This window comes from Cryobacterium algoricola, assembly GCF_004402485.1.
Taxonomy (GTDB): domain Bacteria; phylum Actinomycetota; class Actinomycetes; order Actinomycetales; family Microbacteriaceae; genus Cryobacterium; species Cryobacterium algoricola.
The window spans coordinates 17,788-31,994 of sequence record NZ_SOFG01000011.1; the positions used below are offsets into that span (position 1 = coordinate 17,788).

Sequence of the window (14,207 nt, forward strand, 5' to 3'; positions counted from 1 at the left end):
CCAGCAACTACGGCGCCTATGATGTGCCAACTTGCCAGCGAAGTGTTAACGGAAGCGTGGCGGCTCGTCATCGACACAGAACTCACGAGATCGGTGTGGCCCTGGACGGCGCGTACCCGAGACCCCTTACGGACGAGGTCGTGCGTGCAGCCGACGTCGTCATCACAATGGGCTGCGGTGACGCGTGCCCGATCTATCCTGGCCGCACGTACCTCGACTGGGACCTGGCCGACCCGGTCGGCCTCCCCCTCGAAGGCGTCCGCGCAATCCGGGACGACGTCGACACTCGGTTTCGCGCACTCCTGGTCGACCTCGGCATCATCGCGACTTGAACGCCGGATGAACTTTCGCCACAGGCCTTCCAACGCATAGATATGTGTCTATGCTTTAAGGACATCGAGAGTTTGGAATCCCCGTGTCTGAGAAGCCCACCGTCTTGTTCGTCTGCATCCACAACGCCGGTCGCTCGCAGATGGCCGCCGGCTACATGCGCGCCCTCTCCGGCGGCGCCGTCGAGGTGCGCTCCGGCGGTTCGGAGCCCGGTGACCAGATCAACCCGATGGCCATCCAGGCGATGAGCGAAGAGGGCATCGACATATCCCAGGCCGTGCCCCAACTGATGACCACAGACCAGGTGCGCGAGTCGGACGTCGTCATCACCATGGGCTGCGGCGACGTCTGCCCGATCTTCCCCGGCAAGCGCTACGAGGACTGGGAACTCGTCGATCCCAAGGGGAAGAGCATCGACGAGGTCCGCCCGATCCGCGATGACATCAAGGCCCGTATTCAGGCCCTCCTCGCCGAGCTCCTTCCGGCAAGCGTCTAGGACGACGGCCATGACTGATATCGCCGCTCGCCGGGGCCTCCCCGGTCTGAGCTTCCCCGAGGACTACCTCAAGCGCCTCGCCGACGACCTGGCGACAAAGTTCGCGGGCGTCTTCGGCGTCGAAACCGTCGAGCGCTACGTGCTCGAGTCCTACACAGCACTCCTGCGCACTTCGGTCGTCAAGGCGCATCTCGCGACCAACACCATCCGCTTCGCCACGGACCGCCTCACGGCCCTGGCCCAGGCCAAGGGCGCCCTCGATCGGCCCGTGCCCGAGGTGCTGTTCGTCTGCGTGCAGAACGCCGGGCGCTCCCAAATGGCGGCCGCGCTGACGACCGCGCTCTCCGGCGGGGCAGTGCACGTGCGATCCGCTGGGTCCACGCCTGCGGAGCAGCTGAACCCGGCCGTGCTGGCTGTGATGTCCGAACTGGGGATCGATCTCAGCGAGGCGTTCCCAAAGCCGCTCACGGACGATGTCGTGCAGGCGGCAGACGTCGTGGTCACGATGGGCTGCGGCGACGCCTGCCCGATCTACCCGGGCAAGCGCTACCAGGACTGGGCGCTCACTGACCCTGCTGACCTTCCAGTGGAGGGGGTCCGCGCCGTGCGCGACGAGATCCGGGCCAAGGTCGAGGTCATGCTCGCCCTGCTGGGCGTCGAACCAATAGCACTCCCCGCATGAGCGTCACGAAGAGCAGCCTCATTGAGAACGTGGTTGTCGTGGGATCCGGCCCAGCCGGTTACACCGCCGCGATCTACCTCGCCCGGGCCGGACTGAACCCGCTTGTGCTCACCAGCTCGGTCGACGCGGGCGGCGCCTTGGTCAATACCACCGAGGTCGAGAACTTTCCCGGATTCCCCGACGGCATCATGGGCCCGGAACTGATGGAGAACATGCGCCAGCAGGCCGAGCGCTTCGGCGCCCGACTCGTCTACGACGACGCCATCACCCTCGAACTGACCGGCGACGTGAAGACCATCACCACCGGCGCCGGCGCCGGAACGGAGTATCGCGCCCACGCGGTCGTGCTCGCGATGGGCTCGGCCTACCGCAAGCTCGGCGTCGAGGGCGAGCAGCGCCTCACTGGGCACGGGGTCTCCTGGTGCGCAACCTGCGACGGATTCTTCTTCCGCGGCCAGGACATCGTCGTCAGTGGCGGCGGTGACTCCGCCCTGGAAGAAGCCATGTTCCTCACCCGCTTTGCCAACACGGTCACGCTCGTGCACCGCCGCGACACGCTCCGCGCGTCGAAAATCATGCAGGACCGCGCCCTGGCCAATCCGAAGATCATCCCCTGCTGGAACAGCGAAATCACCGAAGTCATGGGGGTCGACACCATGACCGGTCTCGGACTCCGCGACACAGTGACCGGAGCGGAGGCGACGATTCCTGCGACCGGCCTGTTCATCGCGATTGGGCACGACCCGCGCAGCGAACTCGTGCTGGGCCAGGTCGAGGTCGACGACGACAACTACGTGCTCGTTGACCACCCCACTACCCAAACCAACCTCCGCGGCGTGTTCGCCTGCGGCGACCTTGTCGATCACCGCTATCGCCAGGCCATCACGGCCGCCGGAACCGGGTGCGCTGCTGCAGACGACGCCGAGCGCTACCTCGCCGAGACGGGCCTCGCGAGCTACGCCGAGCATCCGTCCGACCCGATCGAAGAACCGGCCAGCGTGTGAGCGGCAGGCCCGAGGTTCTCTTCGTCTGCCGCCACAACTCCGGTCGTTCCCAGATCGCCGCCGGCCTGATGCGGGCGCGCTTCGGTGACGTCGTCACGGTACTCTCCGGGGGCATCGAGCCGGCGGACGCGGTCAACCCCCATGGCGCGGCCGCCCTTCTGGCTCGTGGCATCGACATCCGTCACCAGCTGCCCCGCCGGGTGACGGACGACGAGTTACGCACGGCGGCCGTCGTGGTGACCCTCGTCGACGGCATTGAGCTGCCCCGCCATGATGGGGTGCGCCACGAACGATGGATCCTGCCCGACCCGGCTCAGTGGAGCGCAGTGGAAATCCTGCCGCTGGTGGACGACATCGAACACCGCGTGAGCGACCTCGCGACTAGGGTCTAGCTCCAGGCACGTCGGCTCAGAGCACCCCGCTCAAGTCGAGGGTGCCGGCGTCGAGCGTGCGCGCGATGGCATGGATGGCCTCCGGGACGACGCGGTAGTGCACGCTCATCCCGTGTCGTTCCTTCGTGAGGATGCCGCTAGTCTCGAGTTTCTTGAGGTGGTGGCTGACCGTGGGCTCAGAAAGCTTCACGATCGGAGCGAGGTCACACGTACACGCTTCCTGGTTCGGCTGCGCCAGAAGGTAGGCCAGGAGTTGCAGGCGGGTGGGATCAGCCAGAGCCTTCAGGCGGACGGCGAGGGCCATCGCATCGTCCAGGGAAAGGGTGGCGCTAGCACCCAGGGGATCGCAACAGATCGGCGATGCATCCTCAAGGAGGGGAAGGGTCTTGGGCATGCCAACATCCTGCCACCTTCTTGACATATATCAAAGAGGTGGCACACTAGGAATTAGACGCACGTCGAATATGTGTGCATTCCGAGTCAGGAGTCATCGTGAGCATCGCCGAACGGATACCGACCACGACCCGCGGCCGGGTCGGCGTCCTGGTCACCGGGGTGAGCCTGTGGGCCGTGGCCTATTGGGTCAACGAGTGGCTCTGGAACGTCCTCCTCTTTGACCTGTTCGGCCTCGACCCGAGGAACCAGATCACCGAGACTGTCCACTTCTTCTTCTACGACTCCCTGAAGATCCTGCTCCTGCTGGTCATCATCATCTTCGCCTCCACCGTGCTCCGCTCCTTCATGAGCGTGGAACGTACCCGGGCCTTCCTTGGCGGCAAACGCAAGGGAGTGGGCAACCTCCTCGCGGCCGCCCTCGGCGTGATCACACCGTTTTGCTCCTGCAGCGCCGTGCCCGCGTTCATCGGCTTCGTCGCCGCCGGCGTGCCGATCGGCGTCACGATGAGCTTCCTGATCGCGAGCCCCCTGGTCAACGAGATCGCCATCGGGCTGCTCCTGACCCTCTTCGGCTGGCAGATCACCGCCCTCTACGTGGTCTCCGGCCTGACCATCGCGGTCGTTTCCGGCTACGTCCTGGGCCGCCTGCACGTCGAACGCTGGGTTGAACCGTTCGTCTTCGACGTGAAGCTCGGCGGCCAGGTCATCGACCCCTCCCTCGGCCTGACCTTTGGGCAGCGGATGCAGATGGGCGTCGAGGAGGTCAAGGCTCTGATCGCGAAGATCTGGGTCTACCTCCTGGTCGGCATCGGCCTCGGCGCCCTGATCCACGGCTGGGCCCCGACCGACTTCTTCGCCACCTACGCCGGCCCCGGCAACCCCTTCGGCGTGCTGATCGCCGTTCTCATCGGCATCCCGCTCTACTCCAACGCCGCCGGGGTCATGCCCCTGGTCGCCGCCCTCTACGACAAGGGCCTCCCGATGGGCACCCTGCTCGCCTTCATGATGGCCGTCGTCGCACTGTCCCTGCCAGAGATGATCCTGCTCCGCCGGGTGCTCAAGCCCCAACTCCTCGCGATCTTCATCACGACCACCGGTCTCGGTATCGTCGCCGTCGGCTACCTCTTCAACGCCATCCTGGCTTGATCACCCCACCCGAAAGGAACCCTGCCATGAACATCAAGATCCTCGGCCCCGGCTGCAGCAACTGCGTCAACCTCACCAAGGCCACCACGACCGCCGTCGCCGAACTCGGCCTCGACGCCAGCATCGAAAAAGTCGAGGACTACGCCGCGATCCTCGGCTACGGCGTGATGAGCACGCCCGCCCTCGTCATCAACGAGAGAGTCGTCGTCTCCGGCCGCGTGCCGACCCTGGCCGAAGTGCGCACGCTCCTCACCGCCGCGAACCACTGACCCGCGCCCCATCGACACGTGATCCGCTTTAGTGGCTGCCGAGGAACAGTCGGCGCCCGAGTAGGTATTCCATATTCACAGCACCTGCAGCCGCACGCGTCCTTGAGACCAGCATTGCCGGCCTTGCCTGGTGGATACGAGCGCCACGACCAGTGCGGTCACCTTCCCTAGAGACCAGCGGTCGAGGACGCGAGCCTCGCCACTGTCTCGAAACCCTAGGGAAATAAGACGTCTCAGCGCCGCGACCGTGCCTCCTCAAAATCGGCGGAATCTCGCGGCCTGGCGAGTCTCATAACTACATGGCATAACCATCGGCTTGAATTGGCGCACTCACTGTCAGTTATGAGACACCCCCGAACTGGAGTAGCGAAACAGATCGCGTGCGTTTCGACGCCAGCACCTCCTTCTGGACAGGCCTTTTGTCGGACGCCGCCGGCCGGCGGCGGCGGCTAGCCTGAGCGTATGGTCCATGGACGGAAGGTGCTTCGCGAGTTCCTAGCTGGTGAGGTCAGGCTGATCTACGCACGCGTCCTCGCCAATGGCAAGCTCTACCTGCTACCGGATGGTGACGCGGCCGCGCAACGGGCTTGGACGAAAACGGAGGCGTGCTGCCCGATCCCTGGTTGCGAGAATCCGGCATTGACCACAGTGGCCCGAAAGCGCGGGCGCGACGGGTTCAGACATACCGGCGGTGGTGCCGGCAGTCATTCAGCCGTTGGAGTGTTCCATGTTCAAGCGTCGGAAATGATTTCTCAGTACCTCCAGAAAAAGTACCCCTCCTCGACCGTGACCAAGGAGCAGCCAATAGACCGGGCCCGAACCCGCATTGCCGACGTAATGATTACCGCAAGTACCGGGGAGTCCTTCGCCTTCGAGATCCAATACGCCGGGCTACGTGCCGACGAGTGGGAAGCGCGCCATGCTTCGTACGCGTCAGAATCCATTCCTGAAGTCTGGTTGTTTGGTCACGCAGGCGCGCAGCTTAGACCAGCGCGCGGCCGCGCCAACGAAGGGCTGGTAACCATCAGCCCAGTGCACTCGATGGCCGGCGTAGGTCAAACAATTTTGTGGTTAAACCCGCTGACCGAACAGATCGCGACCGTCATCGAACGCGTGACGGTCAAACACGTCATGTACTCAATCCCGGCCACCGGCCCGACGGGTGAACTTCTGATCATGCCACTCACGGATTTCCGGCTCGCCTCCAGACGCAACGGGACTTTCCACTTCACTTCCGACCGGGTTGAGGAGCTCATCGCCAACGGTCGCGCAGTGCGCAAGATTTGGGCGCATGAAGCGGCGATACTCGCACACCAGGTGGCCGCCGAACAAGCGCGGTTGCAGGCAGCGGCGACGTCCCAGGAAGCGGCTCGACGCGTAGCCGCTGCCAAACAGCTGGCCATGGCGACCGCAGCGACAAAACAAGAACCGGCGTGGGCCGCATCAGAACTTCGCACTCACCTCTTCGAAAGGTTCTCGGGGACGTGGCCGGCATGGTTAGACGTCGAAATTCCACCGGGATTGCCCGTTCCGAATGCACAATGGCAAGCCATGCTTTACTCAGCCATGATCATGGACGTGAAGGAACGCAGGACAGTGACTGCCGCCGCCGGCGAGAGACTACTGGGTCTCGGCGCGAACTTTGATGCGCAGTCGATCATTCGCCAATGGTTCGACGTTCTTGTCGAAAACCAGATTCTGATGACCATGGTCAACCGCCCGCCGGAGTCCGATTCGGGCGTTCCCCGGTACGTGGTCGTAGACGAAGCGGCCCGCTCCTACTGGACGGAAGCATCCCAGTATCGATATACAAAACCGGACATCGGAGCAGGGATCTGTATGGTGTGCGAAGGGCCACTGCGGAGCCAGCCGGACGTCTGGCGTGGAACCCATGGACACTGCTTCTGATGCGTGCCCCCTGTGCGTTCCACGATGGCAAACGTTTGGCTGACTGTCCACGATCGGACGGCTCTCGGAAGGCGACATATCAGGAGGGCTGAAACCCTAGACCACACATCAGGAACACTCCGAGGCTCATTTTCGTCCACCAGTTGGGGACAAAGATTCCCTTTCCGGATTCAATCTCACAGCCTTCCTCCTGTCGCCTTTGTGAGCGGCAGCGATCAGCCAACGATGCGTGCGTGCGTGGAAACTTCAGACTGAGCGACCTCACATTCAACCGGAATACGGCTCACGTGAGCTAGGAATTCCGCGCTATTCGCGCGGAGGGCATCTCTGACGGTTACAGCCCAGCGACTCTGACTAGGCGAATAGGAATTCCCGGCTTTCGAGACCAACTTATTTGCTCTCGTGAGCACAACGCCATGCCGCGCGCGCGACAACATCACCAGCAGGACCCGCTGCTCCTCCTCGATATCTGCGGCTTTCTTCGCCTTGTAACTCGGAATGTTGCCGTGCTCGAACCCGGGTATGAAGACCCAGTCGAACTGCTGGCCTTTCCCAGTATGTGCGTTGAGTAGATGCACACCCGGAGAGATCACCTCCGAGACGTCATTGGAAACCCGTAATTGCGCGAGTGCCGCACCAACCGAACCGGATTGCTCAACCAGACCTTCGATCTGGGCGACGGCGTCAGTCAACTCGGCGGATGTGTCAATATCTGAGGGATCCAGGACGCGTCGTGCTTCCGCGCTGAGGGCTTGGAGCTCAGGATTGCCGCCCAGACGCGCCGCAGCGTCTTGAAGCATTTCCACGATGCGCGCGTCATCGACGGTCAGGTCCCATCGAATGCAAGGGAGGTCGGATTCCGCAAAGGCGGAATCTATCTGTTTCCGCCGCCAGCCGTTCCGACAAATTACGCCAATAGTGTCGTTCGGGCGTCGGGCAAGGATTTCCGCTGACGCATGGAGTACGAAGTTTGCCTCTGCTTCGGCGGTCGGATACATCCCTCCAGCCGCGATTCCGCCCTCGAACCAGCCATCTGGATCGTGTGGATCAAGAAGCTGGCCGCCAAGGGGTCGCGCGACCGCAGCAAGAACCTGAAGGACCGCGGGTGACGAACGGTACGATACCCCGAGTCCGTGCGCCTCTCCGGTAATCAGTCGGAGCACGCGTTCCACATGGACTGGTTTAGCGCCGGTCCAGCTGTAGATGCCCTGCATCGGATCGCCCACGAATGTGCGTGACTTACTCGAGCTACGGAGTGCAATCTCGAGTTGTTGGGGCGACAGATCCTGAAACTCGTCGACGAGTACCGCCGCATAATGGCTTTGGTAAAGACGGGCGATCTCGGGCACGCGCAGGAGCCGCTGTGAGTGACGGAGTAGGTCGTCGTAAAAATACGTCCCATTCGCTTGCCTGGCCGTCTCAACTGCAAGACTGCGAGCGTCGCCGTCAGAGAGCCGATCGAGCACCTCCTGGTCATTCCATGCGCCGCGCTTGGCTTCCCGCAGCTCTTCTTCGATGCGGTCTTTCATCGCGTAATAGGCGTCGCCTGCTAGACCCTCAAGAAATGGCTCAACAGCAACGGCCTGTGTGTGTTTGTCGGGCATCGCTCCGAGCGGATCGATTCCTGCTGTCCAGCCATGTGAGCGGACAATTTCTGCTGCGTGCCCGTGGAAATTGTGCACTGATACATATCGACGTTTGCGCTCGGTTCCGAGCACCGACAAGAGACGACTGTTCAGGTTCGCTTTTGCTTTGTTCGAGAAGGTCAGCGCCAGTATCCGCTGGTTTGGCATCAGCATTGGAATGATCGCTTCCGCCCGGCGGGCGAGCAGCTCAGTCTTTCCGCACCCGGGCGGGGCGATAACGAGCAAGTTCCCGACCGCCGACAGGTCGATTGTCGCCTCGCTCACAAAGCTGCCCTGCGTTCAAGCTCGTCGAGAAGTGCCGCCACGCTCACGATTTCGGCAGCTTCAGCCTTTGTGAGCCCTTTTGTCACTGCGAGGGCAGACGGAACTTTTCGATTTCCACCGTTCTTGGGCGTCGTCCGACAGAATTTGGCGAGACCCTCAACGTTCAAGTCCGCTTCATTGTCGACTCCGCACGCACCCGTGAGCGCTCGCATGTCCCTTGCAACCCCACTCGCGATCAGACGCACGGCCATGGCTCTTGGTCCAAATGCACGGCAGTACTCGTCCTCAAGGTCCGTTTCGGAAACGAAGATAGTGTGCCCTAAGACGTCATTCGGCTTGCCCTTGACTGCGCCCAGCCACGAACCCTGTTCAGCCTTATCAACGAGGCCGAGAACCTCAACGTCAAAGGCTTTCGGGCCGATCAGTTTGTATACGGCGGGAAATTTGTCGGCTCCATCAAGCTCGAAAACAACGGCGCCTAGACGATCAAGTGACATTCCACGAGCCTGCGCCGCGCCCTCAACGATGAGTCGGTCAGCGATCCCTTCGACCACGATCGCGAAGCGTGCTGTCAAGGTTTCAAGCATTCGCGGAGACCACCAATGAGCCTGCATCTTGTCCTCAATAGTGAGCACGTTCGGATCGATCTGCCGAAATTCGCCGTTTCCGCGGACCGTCACGACTTGAATTGGATCGAACTTTTGCACGATATAGGGCGAATGAGTGACCAGGATTTTCTGGTTCGTTTCTCGAGCCAGCAGCTCCGCCACGGTGCGCTGACTTGAGGGATGAAGATGCAGCTCGGGCTCGTCGATTGCGATCACATTGGCGCCACCTTCGGCAAGATCGAAAAGCGTCATTGACACTAATTGCCGGACGCCATCTGACTGCTCGGACAGGGGCACAAATGTGCCGTTGCGAGACATGAACATGGACACGTTTTCGAGAACGGAATCAGCCGGATCCGAGGAGGTGCGCACAGCTAAGTCCCCAGCACCAATCGCCCGCGGCATTGAATTAGATAGGTGCTCGGCCATCCCTTCGCGCAGCGCAGTCAGCGTCTCACTGCTTGCGAGCCTGGCGTTGAAATCATCCAGCAATCCACCCATCGCCTTCTTCTCATCGCCCAATTCGGGTTCTACAGCTCGCAGAAGCGTACGGATCGCCCCGGAGGCGCCATCGAAATGAGCGGCGCTTGTCTGGCGAAGAGCTGGCAAGTATCTCCAGCCAAGTGCAGACAGTTGCTCGCGAGACAGGTTCCGGACTTCACCACGCCCGGGTGCCCATCGCTGGATCACTACTGATTCCAAATCCTCGGGGTCGACGGCAACCTCCAGCCTGATCTCAAGTGATTCAACTTTAGTTATGGGGTCGACGTCGATCTCACGGGTGAAGATTCGGCGATCGCTGTCATTGAAATCTTCAAACTGTACCGTCACCCCGAGAGCTCGTTCGCTGTCCCGCAGATCAGCCACGCCAAGCATCTGGTAGAGCTGCGCCGTCGGACCAAGAGTCAGATTTAGGAGATGGAGCAACGATGTCTTCCCGACATCGTTTGCGCCGATTAGCACGAGGTGGCCGCGAACGTTGAGATTCAAGTCAGCCAAGCGCGCGAAATTCTGTGCCGTAATATGCCTAATCCGCATGCATCCCCCATTGTGCCCGGAAGCTCTCCCGCTCACCGCTGGCTTAATTCATTCTCCTCGGTACGCAGGTAGGCATAGACAGTTTCGCGGCTTATCACAAAATCTCGAGCCAGGGCTGCCTTCGGCACACCGTCGGCAGCCTTCTTCCTCAACTCCTCAGCGCGAACCGCATCGAGTCATCGACTGCGGCCGCGCTAGCTGCACTGCCCAGGCAGGTTGATTAAGCGGCGGATGGGCGGGACGTTGCCGATCGCGGTGTGGGGCCTGTGGTGATTGTATTCATGGAGCCAGGCTGGGAGGGCGTTTCGGCGGGCTGATTCCGTGGCGTAGAACCTGCTGAATGCCCACCCGTTGGCCAGGGTGCGGTGGAAGCGGTCGATCTTCCCGTTGGTTTGTGGCCGGTAGGGGCGCGTTTTCCTCACCTTGATGCCGAGGTCGTGGCAAGTGTCTCGCCAGAGATGGGATTTGTAGGCGGAGCCATTGTCGGACAAGACGGGCTCGACGGTGATTCCGCGTGCGGCGAACCAGGACACGGCCCGTGGTAGGACACCCACGGCGGTAAGAGCTGGTTCAGCGTCGTGGATCTCGGCGTAGGCGACTCGGGAGTGGTCGTCGATGACGGTGTGGACAAACGCGGTGCCCACCTTCGGGTTGCGCCACTAGTTCCGCGCCACGCCCGGTGTCGCGGCCCGGTTCTTGTCGTCTTGCTGGCGGCCGACAAATCGATGGCCGCCGCCGACAGAAATATTGCCGAGCTTCTTCACGCTCACGTGGATTAGCGAGCCGGGTGTGTCGTGCTCATAGCGGCGCACGACTTCACCGGTCCGAACATCGACGTGGTGTAGTTTGTTCAGTCGCCAGCGGACCAGGACCGCGTGCACGGTCGAGGCTGGCATGTCGAGTTTCGCCCCGATCGCGACCGGTCCGAGACGCTTCTTCCAACGCAGATGCACGACCTTGCGCACGATTGGCTGCGGGGTCTTGGTGGGCATGTGGTGCGAGCGTGAGGATCGGTCCTGCTTCCCTTCCGCGCCCATCGCGGCATACCGTTCGGCCCACCGTTTCGCGGTCGGCCACGACACGTTGAACACGCGAGCGGCGAAAACAATCGACTGATGATCATCGACGATCAGGCGCGCGAGTCGCAAACGGTGACGAGGAGTCAAAGCGGCGTTTGCGTGGGACACGAGGACCACCTGGTTTCTGAAGTGGACAGCCTTTGACAGCTCCACTCCACAACCGGAGGTCCTCGCTCACCCTCAACGACTACAGCGAGTCGTCACATCCACTCAACCAACCTGCCTGGGCAGTACAGCTAGCCCCGCGCGTCTTTGCCGGAGTGATGCCCTCGCGTTGACGTTCTCGGATCAGCGAATGCTCGAACTCTGCAAAGGCACACCTCACGTTAGGAAGCAGGTTCGCCATCGCGTTGTCTTCACCGGTAAAAGACAACTGCTCCTTCACGAACTCGACCCGAACCTGCTATGTAGCCAGCCGGCGTACGATCGACCCCGGAGTTCGACCTATTCAAGCATCACCCGAGGGTCGGACATCTGACGGAGATTCGTCCAGGACTGTGCCATCTTCACATCATCCTCGTAAGCAATGAGGTAGCCCCACCGACTCTTCTGCCACCCAGGCTCGGCCTCCATCATCCGCAGCACTCGCTCGGCAGCGGCACGCTTGGCTTTCACAGTTTCATCGTTGCGGCCACGCACGTCTTTGCCTTCGATGATCCAGTGCACGCCGTCACGGTCTAACGCTACGAAATCGGGATAGTAAGAGCGCCCCGCCCCGTACTCGATCTTGGCTCCGTCTCCTTGCTCGAGACGCATCCACCACACGATCTGGTCTGAGCGGTCGAGCATCTGAGCAACCAGTATTTCAGCGCTGAAAGAGTCGAATTGAGAGGCAGAGTAGAGGCTGCGCTGCCATCCGTCGTAGTTCTGGCGCGGCTTGAACTTAGTGATGTCTGTCACCGCATGTTGTGATTCAATTGTGCGCCCGATGGCGAGTTCGTAGTCTCCACGTTTCGGCAGCATAAGTTCATGAATCCGAGGCTTCTCCTGCATTTGCCTCGCCGCTTCGTCGGAAGCCTGATTCACGGCGGCCTTCAAACGCATGACAGCCACGGCGATTCGCTTGCCGGTCCAGTCACCCCCGACCATGCTCGCAAATCTTTTGACGAATTGGACCAAGTAGCGACGGTTCACGTCACCTGATTGACCGTTCTTAAGTGCCGCCAGCTTGCGAAGATTTAGCTCAAGCGAGTTCTGGGCGTCCTTCGCTGTCACCACCTCTTCGAAGAGCTCTACCTGGGTGGTCGCTTCCAAGCGGACTGCTCCGTACTTGTCGGTGACTACAATCGTCTCGCGGTCGATCTGCTCGGTGAAGTCGCTGCCCACGGAGGCAGCGACTGTCTTGTGCCAATCGTCATTCAGATTTACGAGCTCGAGGCGATTTGGCGTCGTCTCGAAGGTAGTGAGCGGGAATGCGAATTGCTTCCCGTCGCTCAAGCGCACCGATTCGCGCGGTACCTCGACCTCGACCTCGGTCTCGTTCTCCACCAGGCTTTCGATGGCACGGACACCGCCGCCGAGCGCGGCCACTGTACCTAGGGTTGGGTCAATAGCAGCCGCCTGATCCACTGTTCCAGGTGTCAGCCAGAACACTTCGTCCTCCGATACCTCGCTTGAACCGTTAGTGGCACCGGCCGTGGTCGGCACTGGAGGTTTCTCGGGTATGGTCGGCACCTCAGATATTGCGCGCTCGTGGCCACTGAGCCCGTTCTTCCTCAGCGCTTCATAGATCGACTTATGGGAAAGTATGTCGAGCGAGTCGATCCACTCATCACCCGTGTACTTTCCGTATGGCAGGCGTAGTCCGCGGCCGATCATCTGCTCGGTCAGTGTGTCTGATTCGAGGGCTCGGATCGGCACCAGGACCGCTACGTTGTGCACGTTCCAACCCTCGTTGAGCATGCTCACCTGCACGATGGCGCGCACCGGCGAGTCTGGCTCCTGCACTAGTGCTAATTGTTCTTCGACGGCCTCGCTTATTGCGTTTGAGTGAACGACAAGCACCTGACCGCTACCAGGGAACATGTCGCCGCCACGGAGGATGTTTGCGATCTCATCCGCGTGTTCGGTGTCCTGACATGTGACGAGCATGATCGGATTGATTCGCGGAACGTCAGGGTGTTCAACCTCGTAGTCCCGATAGGCAGAAGCCTTTCGTTCGAGGATCTTTTTCGCGTCCTTCAGCTGACCGAGAGCCTCACCGTCCCGGTACCCACCCTTGCGGTGCGCGACGACCGGTGTCTTCACGAACTTTTCAGCAATCGCATCGTGAAGTGTGTATTCGAAGATCACGTGATCGTCCTCGGCTGGGGTGGCAGTCAGACCGACGCGCGCCGCAGGCTTTAACAGGCTGAGCGCAGCAGACCAAGTGGCAGCAGAACCACCGTACCTGTGCGACTCGTCCAACACGACAAGGAGGTCGTCCGCCGCGGTCAAGTGGCTAAGCAGCGACTTACCCAACATCTCCTGAGGGCGAGCAGTACGCAGATTCTTAGCTGTCGTCGAGTCAGGCTTCACATAGTCGTTCGTGTCCTGCTGAACGAGGTGGTGGACATTCATCAAGAAGAGTTTGACCACGTCTTTGTCACGGATTGTCGCGGAGTGCTGATCGAAGTTCTGCGGCGTGATGACGGACTTCTCGATCTCGGCCCCCTCAATGAAACCGGAGGCGCCGCGCGTGAAGTTGGCGATCGTCTTCGTGCGCACGGTCTTGCCAGGAAGTACTACCAGCAGATTCTTCACACCACTGGCCGCCGCGTACTCAAGGAGAGCAGCCAACAGCCATGTCTTCCCAACGCCGGTTGCGATATCCAAAACCACTTGCTGGCATTCGTCCTGGCGCGAAAGAGCGTGGATAACTGTATCCAAGCCGTCAGCGTTTGGCTTCCGCAGTTGGAACCGCGAAGTGAGATCGTCAACCAGAGGTTGGTCATACCCGAAAATTGCCAC

12 protein-coding genes and 2 pseudogenes are annotated in these 14,207 nt (G+C 61.2%); 8 read left to right on the plus strand and 6 right to left on the minus strand.

What is annotated here, in order from left to right; all coding sequences use genetic code 11:
• Positions 1-23 precede the first annotated feature (23 nt).
• The 5 genes from E3O44_RS06770 (at position 24) to E3O44_RS06790 (ending at position 2,904) form a co-directional block, all read left to right on the plus strand.
• A complete protein-coding gene (locus tag E3O44_RS06770; protein ID WP_134533818.1) occupies positions 24-332 on the plus strand; it encodes an arsenate reductase/protein-tyrosine-phosphatase family protein in 309 nt (102 codons plus the stop codon).
• A gap of 83 nt (positions 333-415) precedes the next feature.
• Positions 416-826, plus strand: coding sequence for an arsenate reductase ArsC (locus E3O44_RS06775; RefSeq protein WP_134533820.1), 411 nt, complete (start codon positions 416-418; stop codon positions 824-826).
• 10 nt (positions 827-836) lie between these two features.
• The gene (locus tag E3O44_RS06780) at positions 837-1,508 is read left to right on the plus strand and encodes an arsenate reductase ArsC (RefSeq protein ID WP_134533822.1); all 672 of its coding nucleotides are present in this window, start codon (positions 837-839) and stop codon (positions 1,506-1,508) included.
• The gene (gene trxB / locus E3O44_RS06785; protein WP_134533824.1) at positions 1,505-2,512 is read left to right on the plus strand and encodes a thioredoxin-disulfide reductase; all 1,008 of its coding nucleotides are present in this window, start codon (positions 1,505-1,507) and stop codon (positions 2,510-2,512) included. The genes E3O44_RS06780 and trxB overlap by 4 nt, the downstream gene beginning before the upstream one ends.
• A complete protein-coding gene (locus E3O44_RS06790; protein WP_166792571.1) occupies positions 2,509-2,904 on the plus strand; it encodes an arsenate reductase/protein-tyrosine-phosphatase family protein in 396 nt (131 codons plus the stop codon). The genes trxB and E3O44_RS06790 overlap by 4 nt, the downstream gene beginning before the upstream one ends.
• Before the next feature lie 16 nt (positions 2,905-2,920).
• Here the strand turns inward: E3O44_RS06790 and E3O44_RS06795 are convergent, their stop codons facing one another.
• On the minus strand, positions 2,921-3,208 hold the full coding sequence (locus E3O44_RS06795) for an ArsR/SmtB family transcription factor (RefSeq protein ID WP_241976121.1): 288 nt from the start codon (positions 3,206-3,208) through the stop codon (positions 2,921-2,923).
• A gap of 188 nt (positions 3,209-3,396) precedes the next feature.
• Here E3O44_RS06795 and E3O44_RS06800 point away from each other — a divergent pair, with 188 nt between their 5' ends.
• From E3O44_RS06800 to E3O44_RS06810, 3 genes are all read left to right on the plus strand, one after another.
• Entirely contained in the window at positions 3,397-4,446 is a 1,050-nt protein-coding gene (locus tag E3O44_RS06800; protein WP_134533830.1) for a permease, read from the plus strand.
• A gap of 26 nt (positions 4,447-4,472) precedes the next feature.
• Positions 4,473-4,715 (plus strand): thioredoxin family protein, encoded by a 243-nt coding sequence (locus E3O44_RS06805; protein WP_134533832.1) that lies wholly within the window; start codon positions 4,473-4,475, stop codon positions 4,713-4,715.
• Between the two features lie 462 nt (positions 4,716-5,177).
• Positions 5,178-6,623 carry a competence protein CoiA family protein gene (locus E3O44_RS06810; RefSeq protein ID WP_134533834.1) on the plus strand — a complete coding sequence of 482 codons (1,446 nt, stop codon included), beginning with the start codon at positions 5,178-5,180 and terminating at the stop codon, positions 6,621-6,623.
• Positions 6,624-6,838: 215 nt separating this feature from the next.
• Here the strand turns inward: E3O44_RS06810 and E3O44_RS06815 are convergent, their stop codons facing one another.
• From E3O44_RS06815 to E3O44_RS06835, 5 genes and pseudogenes are all read right to left on the minus strand, one after another.
• The gene (locus E3O44_RS06815; protein WP_134533836.1) at positions 6,839-8,533 is read right to left on the minus strand and encodes a UvrD-helicase domain-containing protein; all 1,695 of its coding nucleotides are present in this window, start codon (positions 8,531-8,533) and stop codon (positions 6,839-6,841) included.
• Positions 8,530-10,179 (minus strand): ATP-dependent nuclease, encoded by a 1,650-nt coding sequence (locus tag E3O44_RS06820; protein ID WP_134533838.1) that lies wholly within the window; start codon positions 10,177-10,179, stop codon positions 8,530-8,532. Before E3O44_RS06820 ends, E3O44_RS06815 begins: the two co-directional genes overlap by 4 nt.
• A 194-nt stretch (positions 10,180-10,373) precedes the next feature.
• Positions 10,374-11,366 (minus strand): annotated as a pseudogene (locus E3O44_RS06825) (IS481 family transposase).
• A 130-nt stretch (positions 11,367-11,496) separates the two neighbouring features.
• Positions 11,497-11,658 (minus strand): annotated as a pseudogene (locus tag E3O44_RS06830) (recombinase family protein); the annotation flags it as partial.
• A gap of 44 nt (positions 11,659-11,702) precedes the next feature.
• Positions 11,703-14,207 (minus strand): DEAD/DEAH box helicase family protein, encoded by a 2,505-nt coding sequence (locus tag E3O44_RS06835; RefSeq protein WP_166792572.1) that lies wholly within the window; start codon positions 14,205-14,207, stop codon positions 11,703-11,705.